Here is a 20,676-nt window from a genome sequence, read left to right as displayed (position 1 = left end):
TTGTTACCTCCAAATCTCATACGTGTTAGATAATCCTGGACATTGCCAAGCTTTTAGCGTTCTCTCCACATCTACTTCAAGTCCTGTAGTTAGAACATTGCTACGTATGTTATAAATCCCCCACTGAATAAATTGACCATAGTTGTGTACATAATTTGATGCAAGCATACCTTGACTAACTTGTGTCCTGGAATACAGGTAAGATGATGTGTAAAGTAATATTGCAACTGTTTTTCCTGCTGGAATCTCCACATTACCAGATCCAGCTAACTTGCTATCAGAACTCATGTATTGGTAAACATTTTTCCATACTATTTTTGAAATACTTGATTTATTAGAATTAGTGTTATCAGGAGTTCCCACAAATAATCCTGCTCCCCCATACTCCGTACTCGAATACGATGATCCAACAAATTCTATTGTCTTATTTATGTTCACATTGGTTGTATTTTTTACAAATACTACTCCAAGTGCAGCATACGGATAATAGTATATCTCATCATAACTACCAGAAAAACTTTTTGTGCATAACTCTCCGTAAATAAATGTTCCTTTACTTCCCTCTATAAAACTTAGTTGTCTTGGCCGATAAAAACTAACGTAATCTGTATTGTACGTATGGCTACCTGCTAGTAGTTGTAACATATAGTCAGTTTTTGTTATATCACTACTCCACTTTCCAAGCTCTGTCGTAAAAGTTCCGTGGCCAAAATAATTATTTTTTCTGCCAAGTACACCAAATAAGAAAGGTAATGACCCTGGTTCAACCATGTTGCGCTTTCTTATTTCATTTATAAGAGACACTTTTAACTGTTCATCCCGAGTTTTTACCTCATTAGAGATGTTTTCAATTCGAGTTTCTATTTCTCCTATAATTGATGAGCCAGGTGGTACATTATTAACAGCACGAAAATCTTCTACTAAACCTTTAAGACCATCTTTATGACTATTACTAATGCTATTTATTGCTGCAATATTGGCATTCTTTCTCGTATCAAGTAGCGATAAATTTGTTGTTCCTTTTTCATCAATTCTCTTTAATAACTGCTTCTCTGATTCAGAGATCACTGCTAAAGAACTAGCTTTTTTATTATCCAGATCAGTTAAGTGTTTTTTTGCACTATCAAGAAGCTCTTTTAGCTTACCATCAGTCATCTGTACAATTTCAGAAACTGCACTTTTGTCGACTATTGATTCCAATGCTTTAGCAAGATATGCTAATTGATCTGGTGTACTGTTTGCTGCTAAATCCTTAAGCCTCTTTTGTAGTGCATCAATTATTCCTTTTACTTCAGTCATCTGCACAACGTTGGAAATAGCTTTTTTATCTGCTATCAATTCCAGCGATTTTGCAAGATATGCCAGTTGATCAGGTGTACTGTTTGCTGCTAAATCCTTTATCCTTTGGTATATTGCTTCTTTCATTCCCAAAAATTCAAAAAAGTTTCAAATCTAAATCGTTTAAAATTATTTTTTAGTTGATTATGCTCATCTTCTCTTTCGGTAATATCTTCATCTATTTTTTCTATAGCTCTTCGAATACGTACCACATCTTGAACTGCAATATTTTCTGGATGAGGCAGTGGATATCCTCGTTTGGCTTGGTCAACAGTCATTATGTGACAATCACTCTGAGATTTTTTACCTTAGGGCGATAAACAACTGTTCCACTTAAAACTAATTTTATCCTTGTCTCATTGCCATTAAAGTTTGTCAGCACATGAGTTCTCTCTACCAAATTTTCTCCAATTGGTTTTCCTGATGTTAAATTTACTAATTGCCATTCTCCCACGTTTTTCTCTACATAAGTTTTAATGTCTGCAGTGCCAGGTATTAGCGCATCATATGTTATGGTAATTTTAGTGTTAGCTCCTGCTGTAATGCTTCTTGTAACATAATCTCCTTTTTCCCCTATATTACCCATAACTAGCTGTAACCCAGGATATAGCACTGGACTTTTTTCTTTTGACCCTTTTAAATTTGCCTTTACTGTTAGCTCTCCAGATAATCTTTCACGCAGTGCAAGTGGCAAATTATCAGACAAAAAGTTCTCTTTTCCCTCTTCATCTGTTAAGATAAATTCCACATTGGTATCAAATGCTACTTTTTCGACGTTCGTCAAAACAATTAAATCTGATACGTTATTTGCAGTAACCTTGCCAAGATCAATAATGTGAGAAACTTCGCTAAATTTTGCAGCCAAAAGCCGAAACGTTAAGTCTAAGTTCTGATGTGGAGTCCAAGTACTTGCGTTACTAGATGAGAGTAATACTCCTACTTGATATGGCTGACTTGTTACCCAACGGCTATTTACTGCATCATATTTGCCAAGTTCTGCTATTTTGACTGTTGTCTCTGAATCATCGGTAAGTAAAACTATTGCATATTCTTGTCCTGCATGGCAAAACACTGGTGACCAAGTAATACGTGTTGCTGTGCCATCTATCTTTATATCTTTTGGCTCAATATAACTTTCAGCAATGACAGTTTGTGAGGGCATTCCCACTGCTGTTTCTCTAATCTGCACAACAACACGTTTTTTGCCGCTATTTGTGAACCATAAATCTAGACCTCCTATGTGCCTACTCTCATTCAGAGTAAATGTTTGCGCTAAAGGATCAACTCTTCTTGCTGCGATAACTCTTCTTCTCTCTTCTATGGTAATAGTTTTTTTACCAGTATAAGTTGCCTCTCCATAGCTTCCTTTATCCCCATAAAACTGTACTAATTTAGTACCTGCTGGAATATTTGCTGGTACTTTCACCTTTCCCTTTAATTTTCCCTGGTTGTTAGCTCTTTTTTCCACTTTTTTTTCCTCTATGCCATAGGTATAATAGAAATGCCATCAAATTTTATTTCCTTAAGCTTTTCATCTGGCTCAAAACCTTCAATTTCAAAATTCTGTACTGCTTCTCTCATAAATTCAGTTTCGTATGAAGTACTTGACAGCAGCTCTGTCGTTTCTTTAACATTAAATACTCTTGTTACTGGACTTTTCCAATTTGTTTTTACCTCCGTCCAGTGATCTATATTTTTATTTAGAGTAATTTGTGCCGGTACTGGATCAAAAGCTTGATATGGATTGATCTTTTCTCCTTTGGTCTGTAAAAGCTGCTCCAGTACCGGTTCAAGTTCATACGGCAACAAATAAGTTTTTTCTCCTCCATCAATATCAGCAATAGTTACATCTATTGGTAAAATTAGTTCCTTGTTTACTATCGCTGCAGACTGCGAAATTCCTTGATCACGCATATCATCGTCAAAAAACGAATCAACAAATACTCCTTTTTTCGTGGTTGGCTCTCTTGAATTTGCATCATTGCGTAGACGTTCCTGTGCAACAAGAGCATAAAGATCATTTATTCCTTTTTTCATTGCTTCAAGCTCATTCATCGGTACAGCATGAATAGCATTATTCACTATTTTTACCCCTTCTTTTTCTCCGTTTTTCCATGTCTGATGAATGTAGCAGAGCAAAAGTTGTCCGCTAGGTGCTTTAGGCATTGATGGTCGCCAAGGGTGAGCTATACCTTTTATTCTCCTTACTGCTCCTTTGCTATCGATAGTAATTAAATCATAGCGGGGCATTTTCCAGGTGTAATCAATCAAAACCAAGCTGTTATCAACGGCACCTCTTACTTTACATCCCTCTTCACTTATATCTTCAGGGCTTACATGAGTACGACAGCGGTAAGTTATTTGATAACTACTTCCAGGAGCTGGCTCTTTACCAGGTAATGACCAATCAACGTTTCCTGCGTTTAATTTGTAATCTATACTATTTTCATAAATAACATTGCCTTGTTTAATTTGAATAATTTCAAGTACTGCAGAGTCAGGTATCGGATCAATGGCTCCTGAATATGAACCGTGAGTAATGGTAATAGTTTTTTGAACAGTTATATCTACTTTTTTGATTTCACTTATTGGAAAATCATTAACCTTCAGTTCCATTACTCTTTGGCTATTTGGCTGAAAAGTATGTGGCTCTGATTCAACTGATTTTATATCCGGATCTTCATCAAAAGAAACACGAATACTGTGAGGTAACTCAATTTCATAGCCATCAACATGAGCTTTGCCCTCATTAATCACAAATATTTTTTTTCCTCCTTCTCCCTCTTCCTTTTGCAGGAACATTACTTCAAGACCATTTACGACGTAGGAACCATTTGCTTCTTTATCATAACGAGCAAGCGCAGTAGTTACTATATTTGCTTGTGGTGGTGGTGAATGTTCTATCAATACTCCATTTTCAATATTGTAAATTGGGTAAAATTCTCCATTTACAGAAAAAGGGGAAGAAACACCTTCAGATTGATAACCCCAAATGGTAGAAACTTTAAGCCTTGCAGCTCCTACTTCCTGATAGTTTCTTGTACCAACAGCAGGATCACGAAGGTTTTCATCCTCAAGTTCTGTAATCGTAGATTCTACATAATAAACACCTATGCGAACTGTGGTACTCAGTGGAATAACAAATTCTTCTTTTTCGACTTTTCTAACTGCTCCACGAAGATAGATTTTTCCTGATTCAAGCGTAACTTTACCAGTTTCTCTATCTATAATACAATTGCTTCCTGTTATAACATCACCATCACGAAATATTGCATCGCCTATGCCTTTAAGCTTAGAGAGAGCATACTCCTGAGTTTCGTTTAATTCTGCAGACTGTAAACCTCTTCCTGCCAGGAACAAGCTTTTTTCGTATTCTTTGTCAGGATTAAAGCGGTTATAATAGGCGTTTAAAGTCATTTTATGCTAGAAAAATTCAAAAGGTTACAACAAATGAAAAAGTTTCCCGGGTTGCAGCTGTTCTGATAAGTGGTACGGTGTGTTCTAAAACTAACAAAATTCCAAGGTCTTCTATATCTTGAGGTTCAAAATATCTCTGTCCTCTAGGTAATTCTTTTTTTACTTTAGTACCAACCATAACCCCAAGCTCCCTGATAACTTGATTTGCTGCATCCGTGAAATCGAAAGTAAATTTAAGGTACAAATTATTGGTTGGTACATTTGAGGGTTTAAACCTACCTGTGGGAGTTAGAAGCTCTCCATCATCATCACCAGTACAAAAGAGTATCTCATCAACAACACGACGTCCAACTTCCTTAATTAATGTTGCAGAAGTAATTAGTTCCGGTGGTGTGTCTTGAGTGTACTCTATAGTGATTACGCTATCTGCTATAATTGCACCATTTTCTACACGCTCAATAGTGCCTGAGCTACTATCAACTATATAATCTATGCTTGACTGATAAATTGTTTGCCCTGTATAAACTTTTACATCTTTAATAGTGTGGTGATCTAAACTTATCTTGCCGCCTGCTGCAAAAGTTTTTTCAACTTTGTAGCTGCTTTCCCAGGTAGAATCTCCAGATCCCCAAGCAAGATGTATCGGTTGCTCTTTTATGCTCGCAGCAATAGCTGCTCTGCCTGATTGTGTGAGTACTGACATAGTTGATTGTGCAGTTGATATTATGTATATACAAGATCCGTAGAAAAAACGTCCAATTTTTTTGCAATAATAGGATCAAAATCTTTCCAAGGGCGATGTAAGTGGCGATGTTCATGCCAAGTAACCATACCTAGATAGAATGCTGCTACGTAATTTTCTAGCTCATGAATGGGATCTTTCTGTTTTGAATCTGAATCATTTTTACAATCAACGTGATATTCCACTAAATTAGACTCTATTATTTTTTGATCAGTAAAATTCTTCGCTTCATAGTAATAAGTTATACTAAATCGCTCTAAAATTGGTGTACGTTGAAAATTCCAAATCTGCTCAGAAAGTTTATCTTCACTTAAGTGAAATGTATGCTCTATTTCTTCATAAGTAGTTGATGCAAAACAAGCATTGATATCCCCTAAATTCCAACTATCTGACAATACTATCAATGCTTTAGCAAACTTAATTTCTGGCAATAAACTCTGTGGTAGAGGATATAGTGCTTCTAAGTTGTACCACTCATGATTTCTTTCATATGTACCGTTGTAATTCTTCGTGTGAGGCTCTGTCTCTCCTAATGTTGCAACATCTAACCTATATAAATCATTACTGTAACTTCTATCATAATGTGATCTAAAAGTGCCAAATTTAAATCTTGGATTTCCTATTTTCAGCTCAAATGAGTTTTTTCTTCCAAACGATAATACTGGTCCTTCTTTTGCTATTTTTACACCTGAGTAGTCTGAAAGAAGATCTCCAAAAATACTTTCATCTAACATAAACCGCTGAGCATTGTAATAGTCATTGAATATTCGCATTAATCGAGATCTTACCGGTGCAGAAAGTTTTGCCAGAGCAATTACACTATCGACAAAAAAGTCATTAGGAACATCAGAGATGCCAATTTGAAATTCAGCAAAATGCTCTCCTGGTGGTTCTTCTTGAATGGTAATATTATCAATGTTTGCCCACTTCAGCGCCATCTTCAGTGACTGTGGTGTACCGCGCAAACGTTGAAATCTTATTCCGTTTTGCTTAGCTAAGACCCATTCTTTTAATACACTCTTAGTAGCTTTCTTACCCCAGGATAAAATTTCTCCCAAGCCGTATTCCGCTACTAGCCACGGCAACATTTCAGTCTGTGGGTTAAATTTAAATCCCCGTAGAGAATTTGCATCAAAAGAATAATTAATTATGTCTGTAAGTATTTGCTCTTGCTTTGAAGCATTTGGAGGAAGTATCACCAATTTTTACCTAACACTTAAATTATTTAAAGTAACGCATTCATTATCTTGCACGACGATGTCTTCTATCGGCTCTGTAAGCTCTATATTCTGCATACCTTCTATAAAGAGGTGGGCAATAATCCATGATCTGGTAACATTCCACCCTAAACCTTTAGCAGATTCAAGATCTTTGATAAATTGTTCCTTTGCAGCTTCGATAACATCTTTGGATGCAGTAGGGTAAATATGCACTTTAGCATGAATAGTAATGGGAATAATACCACAGCCAATAACTGTAAGCGTATCTGTTAATACACGAATATCATCGCGAATAACGTGATTTCTGACGATCTCTAGCAATTCTTCTGAAGGTACTCCACCATTTTCTGTGGAAAGTATTGAAATCTGTACACTTCCTGGTATAGGTGATACCACTTGCGCATCTTTTACTCTCGTGTCAGCAGATAATGCATGATAGCGATAATGCTCCTTACTCCCTGCTGTTGACCAACCAACAATTTTGGCTTTTACCCGCTTCCTTAAGGATTCATCATTCTCTGACTCCTTTCTCAGCACACCATAAAATTCAGCCAAGTGATCAAGGTCATTACCTCTTGCAAAAGCAAGTAAATTTGCCTGTGCTGCATCATCAATCCTTTGCCTAAGCAAAAGTTCACGCCAGGCTGCTACTTCCAGTATCTTTATTGCTGGATCACTCTCAGTTAGTGCAGAAAAACTTGCATTCCGACGCACTAACTCTTCTTTCATTCGCGAAAAGATTTCCTCAAATTTTAATGTTTCGACAATATTTGGTGTTTTCATCCTACTACCTTATACTATAATACCATCAAGGCGGATCGGCTCTCCATTTGGTAGATAGGTTCCCTCTAAAATGAGAGTTACTTTACCTTCTTTTATTTCTGTTATTTGTACACGTTTAAGCTTAAATCGACGCTCCCACTTTTCTAATGCTTCTGCAACTGCTGCATAAAGTTCTTGTGCAAAACCAGGTACAATTGGATGATCAATCAGCTCAAATAACCTTGATCCGTAATCTCGGCGCATAACACGAGTGCCAATTGGCGTAGTTAAAATATCAACTATTGATTGTTTTAAATGCTCTATACCACTTATTGTTTTACCAGTTTCAGAACTCATACCACGCATATTATTTACCCTGCAAAAACGTTATCACTCCCTTCTTCTGCTATTGCTCCACAGGAAATTAGGTCACCAGTACGAGCAATGGCTTTGCCATTTACAAACACTGCTTTCGACCCTTGTGTCATTACTTTTCCTTCACTAAAATTATCTCCTTGCCTACAGACAGGTCTTCCGTTTATAAATACATCTCTGCTTCCACTTATACAAAAATGCAGCAACGCTCCTTCACAGTGATCTCCTAGGCGTATAACTGATTTATTCATTCCTTTCCCTAATTTAGATTTACTCTTTTTGCTTTTAGTTTTATTTCGCTCTTTGTTATCTCTACACTTGATTCCCCAACATTCAGTGTTATCTTGTCTACTACTTCAATCTCTAAATGATGTTTCTCTTTATCATATGTAAATCTTGTCCCATCTTGAAATTTTACATTATTTACTTCCTTTTTATTCTCTGGAGGAGGGTATTTTTCCTGATATATTGCCGGTAACACCACCCCCAAAGACAATTCTCCCAATGGTGATAATACTATTACCTGTTCATCAATATTTGGTGGTGACCAACTTTCAGCTCTATTTGTTATCCATGGAAGAAAATCTGTTACAAGTTCACCTATTTTAACTTTTACTTTAGCTTTTTCATAATCTATTTTTTCGACAATGCCTATACGGACAATGTTGGCCAATTTCCTCCGCAATTCTGAAATTGCAAAATTACTTTCCAACATTCACATCGATTAAATGAGGTTTTATTTTACTCACTTCCCAAATCGATCGCCCTACATGCAATTCGTGCGCCCAGTCTACCATCCACACTAAATATGCATCGAGCTCTGGCCTAAAATCATCTCCTCCTCCTGATATAAATTCTCCTGGTGAAACATTTTTCACGTTCCAAGTATTTTTATTTACTACTCTGGCAACCTCAGCAGCTAATGATCTGACAATAATAGGGGCATTTTCTATTGTGCTATCGATCACTATTCGTGCCTCAAATTTTGCTCTCAGCGCTAGCTCCTCTGTTCCTGGATCTTTTCCTTGCTCTAGACTTGACAATTCTATAAATACCGCTGGAGCTGCTAACTCTTTCCTTATTGCTGGATAAACCTCACAAGTTTGAATTGCTGGTATCTCTGCCTTTAGCGTATTACAGATTGCCTCATGTAAATTAGTCCAAAATGCCGTCATAAAATAACTTATGTGTAAAATATTTTTCAAATATCCTTTCAACTTCATAATTAACAAGATTTTCTATTATCCTTGAAGCCTCAGGTTCAAGTGGTAGTTTAACCTCCTGTATCGGTAGTGCTGTTCTTCCTACACGTTTAAAAATACCACGATAGCCTCTTGGCATCGTTGCCATAAATGCATCATTAAATGCTGTTCTTATTTTTGCTTGTTTTATATTTATATCATACAGATATGCTCTAATTAAAACCTTCAAAGTGCTTTTCCTTGCCTTGATAATTCTTAGTCTTTTTCTAATTACTTTTAGCCTAATTTGCTTTTCTTCACTGATTTCTCGGACAGCCTGAGATTTTAACCATAATGCCGTTTTGTTTAGCGCTCTTACCGCTGCCAATTCTATTTTGGCTTTGTTAGCATCAATGTTGTGAATAATTCTCTCAATATTTTCATTAACCTCAATGTTAAACATCCTTCTCTCCAAGTACTGTACATTTTATATTCCATACTATTCCTGAATTATCTCGCAGTGGTGGAGAATATACTTTATATTTACGGCCATCAATAACAAAAATATCTCCCACCATTGGCCTCAGTACATCAAAAACATTTACCTCAAGAAAAAGCATCTCTCCCACAAATTGTCCTTCACCAATCTCGTATAATTTATCTGGCTGTTGCTTTAATACCTGTACAATATATGACTTATCCTTTGATTTATATAAAGCCACTTCTCCTAAATGGGCAAAACAATCTTTAAATAATCGCTTAATATTTTCTTGCACATTTCTCCGTTATATACTAACATTTACATGCTAAGAAGAGGTAAAGCATTCTTCTACCTCACACTGCTTTATAATTGCTCTACCTGTGTTGTTATGTTGCAACAACCCTGACTAATACCCCAGGTCTGTGACACATTGGCAGAGGGTTTGACTGCGTATGTAAATCAGTCCCTCTATCAAACCTCCTTGGTTCTTGCTTTGCATATAGTGGCTGTCCAAGAGTATTCACTGTCTCATTAAAATCTGCTGGTGCAAAGTATGTTGTAAATGTGCTTGCTGTTCCTACTGGAAAACAGTGCCCTGTATCTTTGTCAATAAATCTTCTCACCGTTCCTTCAGGGTCAGTTGCTTGCCCTCTATATTCCTCAAATGTTATGCCACAGAACGTAAATCCTGACCTCATATCATTCCTTAGCGCTGCTCCTTCTTGCCATCTCTCATATGCTTCTTTCACTTTAGTATGAGAAGTAAGTGCATCAAAAAACTCAGGGCTTACCAAAGCATGAATTCCTGTCATATATTCACCACTTAGATTATCTTCTATGTGCCGCAATACTTCCAGACACTTACGTTTTACATCTGTTGTTGCTGTTCCCAGTGCAAAATTTACTACTTTTGGTGTTATTTCAAATTCGTTGTACAAATTTAATAATTCTGACCCATCAGCATCTAAAATTATTCCCTTCAGCGCTCCCATCCGCAAATGTTCCAACGTTATCGCATGTTTGTTTCTCATCAATTGCAAATGGTCCGTTATTACATCTGCCAGCGCTTTAAGTTCACTCTCTGATCCAAATGCCCTTATTCCCTGTACTTCCTCTGGTAACACTACATCATCATGTGGAATATGTGGAATCGTAAATGTTCTTACCTTTCTTTTTCCTCTTTTTCCTACTGTTGCTGGTGCTCCGGGTACTTGTGTTGGCAGTAAACTCAATACTCCGTTGTGTTCTTCTATAGTAATATGTCGAAATCTTACTGACCTACTTGGAAATAAATTTAAATTTTCAACACGTCCATAATTTATCGGCAATATATTCATCGCATTTGTTAGTGCCGTCATACTAAATGCTGTATTTGTAAATGGATTTTGCATTTCTTTCTCTCCTTTTTTTCTTATTAATTTTAGTTAAACTCCCTTGCGGATAATGATCCCTCGTACTTCAAGTTGCTTTATTGCTTCAGCTTTCTGTTCTTCAGTGATATTTGCTGGCCATACAATTGCATGATCGGCAAGAAGAGCAATACGAGTAATTATTACTGCTTTAGTATCTCCATCTTTGCTATTTACATCGCTTGTTATTACACCTATCGCTGTTTGTGTGCCATCTGTGGCAGTTGGATTTATTACCTTAATCATGTTGTCTTTATCACGACCAACAACTGTACCAAGTTTAAGATTTTGACCTTTAGCTACTGCTATTGAGTCTCTTGAATACAGGCTTGATGCCTCATACTTTAATAAGTCACCTAGATTATTTTGTTCGGTTATAGTACTCATTTTGCTTTTCTCCTTTTGTTATATATTTTAAATGCCTACGACTTTTCGCTACCTGCATCATCAACTCTTCTCCTGAATTCTGTGGTATTGCACTCAGTATCTCTGTCTTTTTCGTTTGCTCTGCAAGTAATTCCATTAAAACCTCCCTTGCTTGCTCAACACTTACGCCCTGCTCAATAAATTCTCCTATCTTTTCTGGCATCTTTGATATATTACATAAACGTATTAATTCAAGAACTTCAGTACGATACTTAGTTAAATTATTAGTTTCTTCTTTTAGGTCAGTTATAGTTTGTTCGTTCATAGTAATACTCCTGTTTTTATTAATATATTTAAACTCTGAAAGAATTGTAATTCCATCTGCAAGACCTATTTCTACTGCTTTCTCGCCAAAATATAGCCCTGCTTCTGTTGATTTGATTGCCTCTACAGAAAGGTTTCTATTGCGTGCTATTAGCTCAACCAGCATTTCATATAAACGATTCACTTCGCTTTTTAGATTTTCTAAACTCTCAGAAGTTATTGGCTCATGTGGATTTAAATCATTTTTTCTACTTCCTGCAAACACTGTGGTATATTTTATTCCACATTTTTCATCAAATCCACTTTGATCTATATGACTTGCTATTACTCCTATACTCCCAACTCCTGAAGTGCGGGTGAGAAAAATCTTTTCAGCGCTAGAAGCTATAGCGTACGCAGCAGAATATGCATCATCATTTGCTATCGCTATTATCCTCTTTTTTCCTCTTGATTCATAAATAAAGTCAGCTAGGTCAAATATACCGTTTACCTCTCCTCCGGGGCTATCTATTTCCAGTATAATTGTCTCTATGCTACTATCTGCTAATGCTTGTGTAATTTGTTCTTCTATTTGCTCATATGATGTCATTCCGAGCATTTCATCAAATGCACCAGGTTTTTTAGTTAAAATGCCATGTATCGGTATTATTCCTCTTTCACTATTTCTTACTGCATGTTTTATATTTTTAAAGATAGGCTGCTTTCCTGTTTGTAGTGACAGTAACTCAAAACTCCTTGGTTCTACCATTACACATCTGTTTAGCCATTGTTGTTTCATATCACCTCTTGATTGGCCGTAACGTCAGAATCAAAACTTAAGCCCAGTTCACTTGCACGTCTTTGATCTTCTGCTATTTCTTGGTCAATTTCTTCTACATCATAACCCATTTCTGATACTACTTCCGCTCGACTCTTGAATCCATTTCTTACTGCCATTTGCTGTGCTTGCTGATCTTTTAGCGGATCGACCCAATCAAATCCCTGTGGTATCCATTTTACTTCTTTTTTTGCTCCTTCTTTTCCCTTTGTCCATTCTTCACCTATGTCTAGCTCTCCAGAAAGTAGTGCTAACTCTAACCACCTATCCCATACAGGACGGCAAAACTGAAATACCATTATGTTATGCTGTAACATTGTACATCTCCTACGAAACTCTATTAATCCTGCTCTAATTGATGAATAATTAACACCGGTTAAATCTCCTGTTAGTTGCTCATATGTTATCCCTGTACCAATCGCTATTGCCCTGAGTTGCTGTTTCATAAACGCTTCATAACTTCCTCCTACATCTGACGGCTCTGAAAATTTTATGTCTTCTCCTGGGTCTAAAAGCTGCATTGTTCCTGGCTCTAAACCAGATAGTGCTACTCCTTGCTCATTACTTTCACTTTCTCCTAAAATATTTGCTTCAGGATCAAGTCTTGTAATAAACCCTGCAAACATTGCTGCAGTTTTCTTTCTCACCAGCTCTGCATCATCATATTGATCAAGCTCATAAAGCTTCAGCAGTATATTAGAAAGCCAAGGCTCCCCTCTGATTTGCCCAGGTCTTAATGGTCTATAAATATGTAAAACATCATTTGCTGGCACTCTCACTGATTCTCCAAACATACTTTCACCAGGGTGTTCTTTAAATAGGTAGTATGCTTCTCTTTGCCCAAGCCTGTTAAACTCAATCCCGTTTCTTATTACATTACCATTTCCTAAAGTTTGATTTGTTTTATTATCTAAATGTTCAGACTCAAGTACTTGCAGTTGTAATGGTACAGAAAATCCATCTTCGAGTTTACGATTTCGGAGGCGTACAAAACATTCTCCTCCCTCTATCATACTTCTGCATACTAGAGCTTGTAATCCATAAAAATCACTTACTCCGTTACTATCTGCTTCATCTGTCCATCTTAGCCATAATTCTTGTACTTTCTTTCGAAATTCTCCATCTCTTGCTTTTGATTGCGGTTTTATTCCTGTCCCAATAGAGTTACTCACTATCGTATCAATGATATTTGCTGCATATGGATTTTTTCTCACCATATCACGTGATCGACTACGTAAAGTTTCAAGGTTTTGAGACAGCAAATTGTTTATACTTCCTAACTCTGGTTGAAAGTGAAAAAATCTTCTTCCTGAGCCTGCTGCATCCCATGCTGAGCTTTTTATCTTTGGTTTGTTAAATAATTGCTTGAAGGTTTTTAGCAGCATTTATAAAATTCCTTTACTCGTTGAAAAAACAATCTTTCTCTTCGGTTTCATTCCAACAATCTTTAGCTCAGCTTTAATACGTTGTCTTAAGTTTAGTAAATCATTTATCTGAACTTCAGCATATCTCACCACATGATCACCATATGCAATTGATACTACTCTTTCGCCACTCTGAAGCTTCTTTATCGCTTCTTCAATTTGAACTAAATACTCTTCGTTATACATTTTCCAACCACTTACTCTGTCTCACTTTTTTAGGTTTTTTACTTTCCATTTTTCCACTCAAACTATTCCATTTATTTTCTTGCCACCTATCAATTCCAAGCGCAATAGATGCAGCTCTCGCATAAATTCGGCAATCTAGCACTTCGTTTCTTTCTCTTACCTTTTGCCACTCCTGTTTGGTGTATCCCTTTACTACCTTGCTGACTAACTGCTCTGCTGTTAGCTGCTTAAAATATTCAGGTGCGTACTCAGGAAAATGACAGTATCCAGGTAGAGCTTTTCCCTCTTCTTCTTTTAAAATATTAAGTAATTGAAAAAGCTCTGATTTTAATATCGATACTCCTACTGGCCAGAGCTTTATTCCTCTCTTTAGCTTTTGACCACCAACTGTTATATCTACTCTACTTGGGCTGCTAAGTGGTACTAGTGCTTTATTTACACCTTTGACTGCCATTACTCTTCCACAGCCTTGATGACTTCTCACCCAATTGTATACTTCTTGTGTCGCATATCCTGCATCTACTGCCATCATGCTTATCATATACTCAAGCCCATTTTCACCGATAAAATGATGATTTAAGAGCTCAGAGAGTTTTCCCCATACTTCCCTACCTCCTGTATCTCCTTCAAATACTCGGTAGTCTATTGACCAATTTTCTCTGCCTTTTCCCCAGGCTACAACTTCTACTTCCAAGCGATCTTTTTGAACATCTACTCCTGCTGTGAGAACTACTTCGCCTTTTGGTACTGTGCCAATCTGAAAAAATTCTCTCCTGTTAAATAATTGCTTCCAGTCCGGTACTTCTCCTTTATCTACCCAGGTTTCTCCAAGCGTAGTATTTATCCAAACTTTCAGTAATTGTTCACTTTCTTTCGCATGGAGAAAATCCTCTACTGCTTGAGTCCAACTATACCAGCCAACTGGGCTATAAAGACTTGAAAGATGAAATCCTTTTTTCTCACCTTTTATTGGATTTGTAGCTCTCCATTCTCCACGCTCAAGAATTCCTGTCTTTTGATGATTTTCTATCTTTTTACCACATTCTATACATATATAGTGTGCTGTATTTGGATTTTTATCTTCCCATTTTATTTGTGACCATTTTAGAACTTGATAGTAATTACAATGCGGACATGGTACAAAAAAATATCTCTTATCTGTTACTTCAAATTCTTTCTCAATTCTGCTTATTCCATGAATCGTTGGTGTTGACACTAAAAAAATCTTTCGCCTTGCAAAGGTATTAGTTCGAGCAATACTAAGCAGTACTGGATCTCCTTCTCCTCCTGAATCTCCTGGATAAGCATCAATCTCATCAAGAAAGAGATACTTTACTGGCATAGACCTGAGACCTACACTGCTGTTTGCTCCAGTAATCACAACTATTCCACCTGGAAATTCCTTACTTTGTACAGTATTCCCTGAATCTCTTGATCTTGGGTCTTTTACTTTACTCTTTAAACATGGCGTACTCTCTATTAACGGTGCAAATCTTCCCTTTGACCAACGCTTTCCCATTTCAACTGTTGGCTGTACTACTAGCATTGGTCCTGGTGTTTGATCGATAATATAGCCAATCCAATTGTTACCAGCTTCTGTTCCTCCAATCTGCGCTCCTTTCATGAATACTACTTTTTCAGCCTGTGAAGAAGGAGATAGTGAATCCATGATTTCTTTTAAATAAGGAGTTCTTTCTGTTCTCCATTTACCTGGCTCTGATGCTGCAGTTGGCGCTAAAACTCGATACTCATTCGCCCACTCTGATACTTTAAGCTCTGGATCTGGTTTTAAACCTTCAGAAAAAGATGTGGCGTATATCATTGTCTGCATCTACTCATAATTGGTTCTATCTCAATATTGTTAACAGTAGAGTTTATTCCTCCACACTCCTCCAATTCCATAAACATCTTTTTCTGAAATTCGTTTTCTATATATCTTTTGCTCATCTCACTTACCATTATTGCTATAACAAAAGCAAATATCCCTGTTATTGTTGCAAAAATGATTGCACTGCTTATTGTTGTTGTTATCAACCCTATATATACTGCTACTGCTATTGCGCTGAATGTAGTATAGATGCAGATAATATTATTATGTTTTTTCGTCCTTTTATCTGCTATTTCTCTCTGTGCTATATATTTATTATGAAGGGTTGGAAAATTAATAACGGTATCTCTGCAGAGCAATGACCCATTTTTTTCAGTAAATAAAACTTTAAGTAACTCCAAATTATTTGATTTGATTGCTAAGTGCAGAACAGGTGTATAATTTGCTCCTTTTTTCAGTAGTAATTTTACTACATGTAAATGTCCTCTTTCTGCAGCAAGGTAAATCGGAGAGTGACCTTTATTATTTACAATATCAATATTGATTTCTTCTTTTAAAATTGCATCTACAATCTCAATTTCTCCTCTTTGTGCAGCTAAATGGAGTAGACTATTCTTTTCAGAACCGTATTTATTACTCATCAAAGCCTTCTTTATCTCAGGTTTAGCGTAATCAAATGGTGTTTTACCGCTATCGTCTTTTACCAGAGGGTCTATATCTTCTCGCGTTAGTAAAACTTCTATTGTTTTCAGTCTTTCAGCATAATGTAGTGGTGTTTTATTTTCGTAGTCCTGCAAATTTACTTGAGCATTAGGCTCCTTTATTAAGCATTTGAGGATATCAAGACATAAGTCTCTTTCATCGTAATTAGTATTACTTACAGCTATATGAACAGGTGACAATTTCATTGAGTTTTGTCCCATGCGCGCGCTATTCACATCTGCTCCTAGTCTCAGTAGTAACTTTACTATCTCCAGCTTTTTGTTATTAACTGCATAGTGCATTGGTGTCTGATTTCGTGCATCAAAGACATCTATTTCAGCATTTCCTTCTTTCACTAAAATTTTGACAACATTTTCATGTCCTATGCCTGCTGCTAGATGTAATGGAGTATGATGCAGAGCATTTCGTACATTAACGTCAATACCTTTTCTGATCAAATATCTAACTGCATTAACTTCACCTATCATTGCAGCTAAATGAAGTAAGCTATCTTGTTCTGACCCGTACTTGTTATTAATTAGCGCTTGTAATATTTCTGCTTTTTTCCCTTCTTTGGCGTAATCAAGAGATGTTTTACCTTCATTATCCTCCACAAAAGGATTAATATTCTTCTTCGTGAGTAATAAATCCACCATGCTTAATTCATCAAATTCTATAGCACAATGTAGTGGTGTCTTTCCATTTAATCCTCTGACATTAACATCTAATCCAGGTTGATTAATGAGACACTTTATTAACTCCAAACTTAAGTTATCAGTCATTTTATATTCAAAATCTTTTTTATATTTGAAATTTAGTATTAGATAATTCTTGTAATGAGTTTGTAATCTCTTCAGTTAGCGCCATATGAATCTTTTCAGTGTCACTCAGTGATGCAAGCAGTGCTGAAACTCTATTTGGAATATTAAGCAAATTATTACGGACAACTCTTGCTACGTTAAATGCTTCAGTTTTTACCTCTTCAATTGACACAAATTTGCCTATTTCAGCTTTCACTTTAGCTTCCAAAAGTTTACCACGCTCGGTTTCATTTTTTATTCGCGTTTTTAGCAATATCGTTGAAAGTGTTTCTCCGCGCTCTTTTCTCCTAAGTGGTTGACTTGGATCTCTTATTGCTGCTACCGCTTCATTTGCTTGTTCTCGGTCAATAAGTCCATCTTCCAGCTCAACTATTCCTTTTTTTACTAAAGAACAGACATATTGCCTCGAAAACCCTTTTTCCCTTGCCCATTCTGCTTGCGTAATTCTCACCTTTTTTTCTCCTTTTTTAGCACTGCTCAGCTATAATTTCGTAAGTAGTTAACATTTGAAATATATCTAACGCTAAAGAAGGCCCGAGGTCGGGACCACCAAACCCTCCAGCTTGGCCAAAAGGACCCACTTTTTATGATATTTCCAACATATTAAAATCTTTACTAAAATTCATAACATAGAACATTAATGCTAAAGAATCTGCTTCATTATCATCTGTTGGACAAAAACCCTTTTCCTGCACTGCTTCAATTACATCAGCTTTACTTGCATTGCCCTTGCCAGTTATAAAACGTTTAATAGTCTTAACCGAAACACCTTGATAGGGAATATTACTTTCTTCACACCAAGCAGAAAGGTGTGCTAAAAACCCTCCATAGATATGTGCAGCATCAGTTCCCAAGTGTCTTCTCACTTCTTCAAAGTATACAACTTCAATGCCTGGAAATTTATACTTAAGTGAATTAAGCCAATTACGAAAATTTAAAAACTGCATTCCACCACCACTAAACCTGCTAACATGAAAACTCTTACTTCCACTTTGCACTATTCCATCATTTAAAATAGTCCAGCCGGTTTGTTTGCCAAGATCTAGGGTGAGCATTTCCTTTCAATTGCCGAGTACATATATATACAAGATTTGAAAAAATTACGTCCAAAAAATCTTTAATTTTCGAAATTTAACAACTAACATAAAAACTCTTTTACAGCCAGTTTGTTTACCAAGCCTTTCAATTGTTGTGTACATATATATACAAGATTTGAAAAATTTTCGTCCAAAAAATCTTCAAATTTTTAGGAATTTTTTTTTATAATTCTTGAATTTGAAGACCTTTCAAACGGGTTTCTCTACTTTTAGAGGTTTTTATTATTCTACTCTTATATTTTATATGTTTTTATATATGTGTATATTTTTATATATGTATTATATATATATTATATATAAGGGTTTCAGGAAGCTAGAATCCTCCATATTGGCGGACTTCAGATATGCCGTTCCTAGGAACGGTTTTAGGAACGCATGGTGAAAACCCGCCATACAGGCTAATTCTAGATTCCTGCTTCCTAATTCCTGATTTAGGAAGCCAGTAATTAGGAACGGAACTTAAGGTTATAGAGAGCATACTTTTCAACTATTTTCCTCTTAAAAATTTAAGCTATTCTTTTAATAGCGAAATCCACATTTTTAGCTCTTTAGGTGATATTGAATTTCAAAATATGAAATTCTTATATGTTTTTAATATAACTTTAGGAAGCCTGAGCTACCCATTCTTAAAAATATTGAAATCCATTCAAAATAGGTTCCAAAAACCTGAACTGTATTATTTTAAATTGTATCAGTATTATTCTCAAAAAAAAACAATAGAATATCAATAGATTAAAAATTGCATCAGTATTATTTATTTTTGCTCCTGTCCTACATAAGGGCATTAATAACTTCCATCCTTAAAGCATTAATTTGTTTTAGGGAAAACCATGAAATTAAAAAATATAGCTATAATTGTTAAAAACGTAAAATACCAAGCCTATAGACTAAAACTTGCCAAGTGCTTTATTGATGAGAATAACGAAGACCTTGAGCAAGAACTCTTCTGTGAAATTTGGCCATGTCTTGATCAGTATGATGAAGATAAAAGTAGTTTTAACACCTTTGTAGCAAGATTAACTGAAAATAAAGCTATTAACATGTTAAAGAAACAGCAATGTGCAAAACGTAATATCAATAACTATATTAGCATTGATGTAACAGAGCTACTTGAGGGTGAAATAACAAAACGCATTGATGTAGACTATATGATCTCGGTTTTACCAAAGGAATGGCAAAATATATGTGAGCAACTTAAATTTTTTAACTTACATGAAGTTGCCAAAATGAACAACGTTTCAAGAACCACTTTAAACAATATTATCAAGAAGATACGTGCCAAACTTTCTCCTATTTACTACGAAGGCAAAAAGAAAAATTGAACAAAATTTTTGCCTTTCTTGTATATATATACATCGTAGCATGGATAAATAATGGTTCTTAAAATTTTGAATAATAATGAAAGATTGCAAACAATATCAACTGTAAAAATGGTCATCTTTGGTCCTTATGGTATTGGTAAAACAAGTCTCCTAAAGACCGTAGATGAACCAACACTTTGCCTTGATTTTGAAGCAGGGCTTCTTGCTGTTCAAGATTGGCAAGGAGATTCAATTAGTCTTCGCACTTGGAATGAAGCTAGAGATATTGCTTGTCTTATAGGGGGGCCTAATCCTGCGCTGAAGTCTGATCAAGCATATAGCCAAAGACACCATGAACATGTATCTGGTAAGTACAAAGATCTTTTCCCTGAGTTTTCTAAATACCGATGCATCTTTGTAGATAGTATAACCGTTGCTTCACGTTTATGTCTATTATGGGCAAAAATGCAACCTGAGGCTTTTTCTGAGAGATCGGGAAAACAGGACATGAGAGCTGCATATGGATTACTTGCTCAGGAAATGATGGCTTGGCTCAATCAATTTCAACACATCAGAGACAAAGACATCATCATAGTTGGCACTTTAGGTCAATATCTCGATGATTTCAATCGTCCAATTTGGCTACCTCAATGCGAAGGGGCTAAAACTGCTAGTGAAATTCCTGGGATAGTTGACGAAGTAATCAGTATGATTGGAATCAAGAAAGATGATGGAACGGAGAAGCGCTCTTTTGTTTGCCACACTTTAAACCCTTGGGGATACCCAGCTAAGGACCGTAGTGGACGCCTGAGTATGGTTGAAGAACCACACTTAGGTAAGCTGCTTACAAAGATTAAAAGCAAGTTTTAAAATTTAAACATGGAG

At 36.1% G+C, this 20,676-nt stretch carries 24 protein-coding genes; 2 read left to right on the top strand and 22 right to left on the bottom strand.

All coding sequences use genetic code 11. The features are described from left to right. Positions 1 to 3 precede the first annotated feature (3 nt). The 22 genes from ABWU33_RS01590 to ABWU33_RS01485 all read right to left on the bottom strand — a co-directional run bounded on the left by ABWU33_RS01590 (position 4) and on the right by ABWU33_RS01485 (position 18,448). The gene (locus tag ABWU33_RS01590) at positions 4 to 1,425 is read right to left on the bottom strand and encodes a hypothetical protein (protein WP_264683024.1); all 1,422 of its coding nucleotides are present in this window, start codon (positions 1,423 to 1,425) and stop codon (positions 4 to 6) included. Then, the gene (locus tag ABWU33_RS01585; RefSeq protein WP_265014487.1) at positions 1,422 to 1,616 is read right to left on the bottom strand and encodes a hypothetical protein; all 195 of its coding nucleotides are present in this window, start codon (positions 1,614 to 1,616) and stop codon (positions 1,422 to 1,424) included. Before ABWU33_RS01585 ends, ABWU33_RS01590 begins: the two co-directional genes overlap by 4 nt. Beyond that, positions 1,616 to 2,806 carry a hypothetical protein gene (locus ABWU33_RS01580; RefSeq protein WP_265014486.1) on the bottom strand — a complete coding sequence of 397 codons (1,191 nt, stop codon included), beginning with the start codon at positions 2,804 to 2,806 and terminating at the stop codon, positions 1,616 to 1,618. Before ABWU33_RS01580 ends, ABWU33_RS01585 begins: the two co-directional genes overlap by 1 nt. Positions 2,807 to 2,817: 11 nt before the next feature. Then, on the bottom strand, positions 2,818 to 4,755 hold the full coding sequence (locus ABWU33_RS01575; RefSeq protein ID WP_265014485.1) for a DUF4815 domain-containing protein: 1,938 nt from the start codon (positions 4,753 to 4,755) through the stop codon (positions 2,818 to 2,820). Between the two features lie 16 nt (positions 4,756 to 4,771). Further along, a complete protein-coding gene (locus ABWU33_RS01570) occupies positions 4,772 to 5,458 on the bottom strand; it encodes a hypothetical protein (protein WP_265014484.1) in 687 nt (228 codons plus the stop codon). Positions 5,459 to 5,478: 20 nt separating this feature from the next. Then, complete coding sequence (locus tag ABWU33_RS01565; protein ID WP_264683017.1) at positions 5,479 to 6,696, bottom strand: phage tail protein; 1,218 nt, start codon at positions 6,694 to 6,696, stop codon at positions 5,479 to 5,481. Positions 6,697 to 6,702: 6 nt separating this feature from the next. Beyond that, positions 6,703 to 7,500, bottom strand: coding sequence for a baseplate J/gp47 family protein (locus ABWU33_RS01560; RefSeq protein ID WP_264683015.1), 798 nt, complete (start codon positions 7,498 to 7,500; stop codon positions 6,703 to 6,705). A gap of 9 nt (positions 7,501 to 7,509) precedes the next feature. Then, positions 7,510 to 7,845 (bottom strand): GPW/gp25 family protein, encoded by a 336-nt coding sequence (locus ABWU33_RS01555; RefSeq protein ID WP_264683014.1) that lies wholly within the window; start codon positions 7,843 to 7,845, stop codon positions 7,510 to 7,512. Between the two features lie 5 nt (positions 7,846 to 7,850). Further along, positions 7,851 to 8,105: a PAAR domain-containing protein gene (locus tag ABWU33_RS01550; RefSeq protein ID WP_065094333.1), complete on the bottom strand. Its 255-nt coding sequence runs from the start codon at positions 8,103 to 8,105 to the stop codon at positions 7,851 to 7,853. 8 nt (positions 8,106 to 8,113) lie between these two features. Next, entirely contained in the window at positions 8,114 to 8,569 is a 456-nt protein-coding gene (locus ABWU33_RS01545; RefSeq protein ID WP_264683012.1) for a phage baseplate assembly protein V, read from the bottom strand. Continuing rightward, the gene (locus ABWU33_RS01540; protein ID WP_065094331.1) at positions 8,556 to 9,029 is read right to left on the bottom strand and encodes a hypothetical protein; all 474 of its coding nucleotides are present in this window, start codon (positions 9,027 to 9,029) and stop codon (positions 8,556 to 8,558) included. The genes ABWU33_RS01545 and ABWU33_RS01540 overlap by 14 nt, the downstream gene beginning before the upstream one ends. Then, positions 9,010 to 9,498: a phage tail protein gene (locus ABWU33_RS01535; RefSeq protein WP_264377374.1), complete on the bottom strand. Its 489-nt coding sequence runs from the start codon at positions 9,496 to 9,498 to the stop codon at positions 9,010 to 9,012. Before ABWU33_RS01535 ends, ABWU33_RS01540 begins: the two co-directional genes overlap by 20 nt. Beyond that, the gene (locus ABWU33_RS01530; RefSeq protein ID WP_264377373.1) at positions 9,491 to 9,811 is read right to left on the bottom strand and encodes a hypothetical protein; all 321 of its coding nucleotides are present in this window, start codon (positions 9,809 to 9,811) and stop codon (positions 9,491 to 9,493) included. Before ABWU33_RS01530 ends, ABWU33_RS01535 begins: the two co-directional genes overlap by 8 nt. Before the next feature lie 91 nt (positions 9,812 to 9,902). Beyond that, entirely contained in the window at positions 9,903 to 10,907 is a 1,005-nt protein-coding gene (locus ABWU33_RS01525) for a major capsid protein (protein ID WP_264377372.1), read from the bottom strand. A gap of 33 nt (positions 10,908 to 10,940) precedes the next feature. Next, complete coding sequence (locus tag ABWU33_RS01520; RefSeq protein ID WP_264377349.1) at positions 10,941 to 11,312, bottom strand: head decoration protein; 372 nt, start codon at positions 11,310 to 11,312, stop codon at positions 10,941 to 10,943. After that, positions 11,287 to 12,393: a S49 family peptidase gene (locus ABWU33_RS01515; RefSeq protein WP_264377348.1), complete on the bottom strand. Its 1,107-nt coding sequence runs from the start codon at positions 12,391 to 12,393 to the stop codon at positions 11,287 to 11,289. The genes ABWU33_RS01520 and ABWU33_RS01515 overlap by 26 nt, the downstream gene beginning before the upstream one ends. Then, positions 12,390 to 13,817: a phage portal protein gene (locus ABWU33_RS01510; protein ID WP_208571635.1), complete on the bottom strand. Its 1,428-nt coding sequence runs from the start codon at positions 13,815 to 13,817 to the stop codon at positions 12,390 to 12,392. The genes ABWU33_RS01515 and ABWU33_RS01510 overlap by 4 nt, the downstream gene beginning before the upstream one ends. Further along, complete coding sequence (locus ABWU33_RS01505) at positions 13,818 to 14,042, bottom strand: gpW family head-tail joining protein (RefSeq protein ID WP_143689022.1); 225 nt, start codon at positions 14,040 to 14,042, stop codon at positions 13,818 to 13,820. Continuing rightward, positions 14,035 to 15,864 carry a phage terminase large subunit family protein gene (locus ABWU33_RS01500; RefSeq protein ID WP_265014498.1) on the bottom strand — a complete coding sequence of 610 codons (1,830 nt, stop codon included), beginning with the start codon at positions 15,862 to 15,864 and terminating at the stop codon, positions 14,035 to 14,037. The genes ABWU33_RS01505 and ABWU33_RS01500 overlap by 8 nt, the downstream gene beginning before the upstream one ends. Beyond that, on the bottom strand, positions 15,861 to 17,354 hold the full coding sequence (locus ABWU33_RS01495; protein WP_264377346.1) for an ankyrin repeat domain-containing protein: 1,494 nt from the start codon (positions 17,352 to 17,354) through the stop codon (positions 15,861 to 15,863). Before ABWU33_RS01495 ends, ABWU33_RS01500 begins: the two co-directional genes overlap by 4 nt. A 19-nt stretch (positions 17,355 to 17,373) precedes the next feature. Continuing rightward, positions 17,374 to 17,844 (bottom strand): hypothetical protein, encoded by a 471-nt coding sequence (locus tag ABWU33_RS01490; protein WP_226079475.1) that lies wholly within the window; start codon positions 17,842 to 17,844, stop codon positions 17,374 to 17,376. A gap of 133 nt (positions 17,845 to 17,977) precedes the next feature. Further along, positions 17,978 to 18,448 carry a Holliday junction resolvase gene (locus tag ABWU33_RS01485; RefSeq protein WP_264377345.1) on the bottom strand — a complete coding sequence of 157 codons (471 nt, stop codon included), beginning with the start codon at positions 18,446 to 18,448 and terminating at the stop codon, positions 17,978 to 17,980. 872 nt (positions 18,449 to 19,320) lie between these two features. Here ABWU33_RS01485 and ABWU33_RS01480 point away from each other — a divergent pair. After that, entirely contained in the window at positions 19,321 to 19,812 is a 492-nt protein-coding gene (locus ABWU33_RS01480; RefSeq protein ID WP_264377344.1) for a sigma-70 family RNA polymerase sigma factor, read from the top strand. A gap of 51 nt (positions 19,813 to 19,863) precedes the next feature. Continuing rightward, on the top strand, positions 19,864 to 20,661 hold the full coding sequence (locus tag ABWU33_RS01475) for an ATP-binding protein (RefSeq protein ID WP_265014483.1): 798 nt from the start codon (positions 19,864 to 19,866) through the stop codon (positions 20,659 to 20,661). Positions 20,662 to 20,676: the final 15 nt, after the last annotated feature.

The organism is Wolbachia endosymbiont (group B) of Cyclophora punctaria, assembly GCF_964028235.1.
GTDB lineage: Bacteria > Pseudomonadota > Alphaproteobacteria > Rickettsiales > Anaplasmataceae > Wolbachia.
Note: the sequence above shows the minus strand (reverse complement) of the source record. Positions and strands in the feature narration are given on the sequence as shown.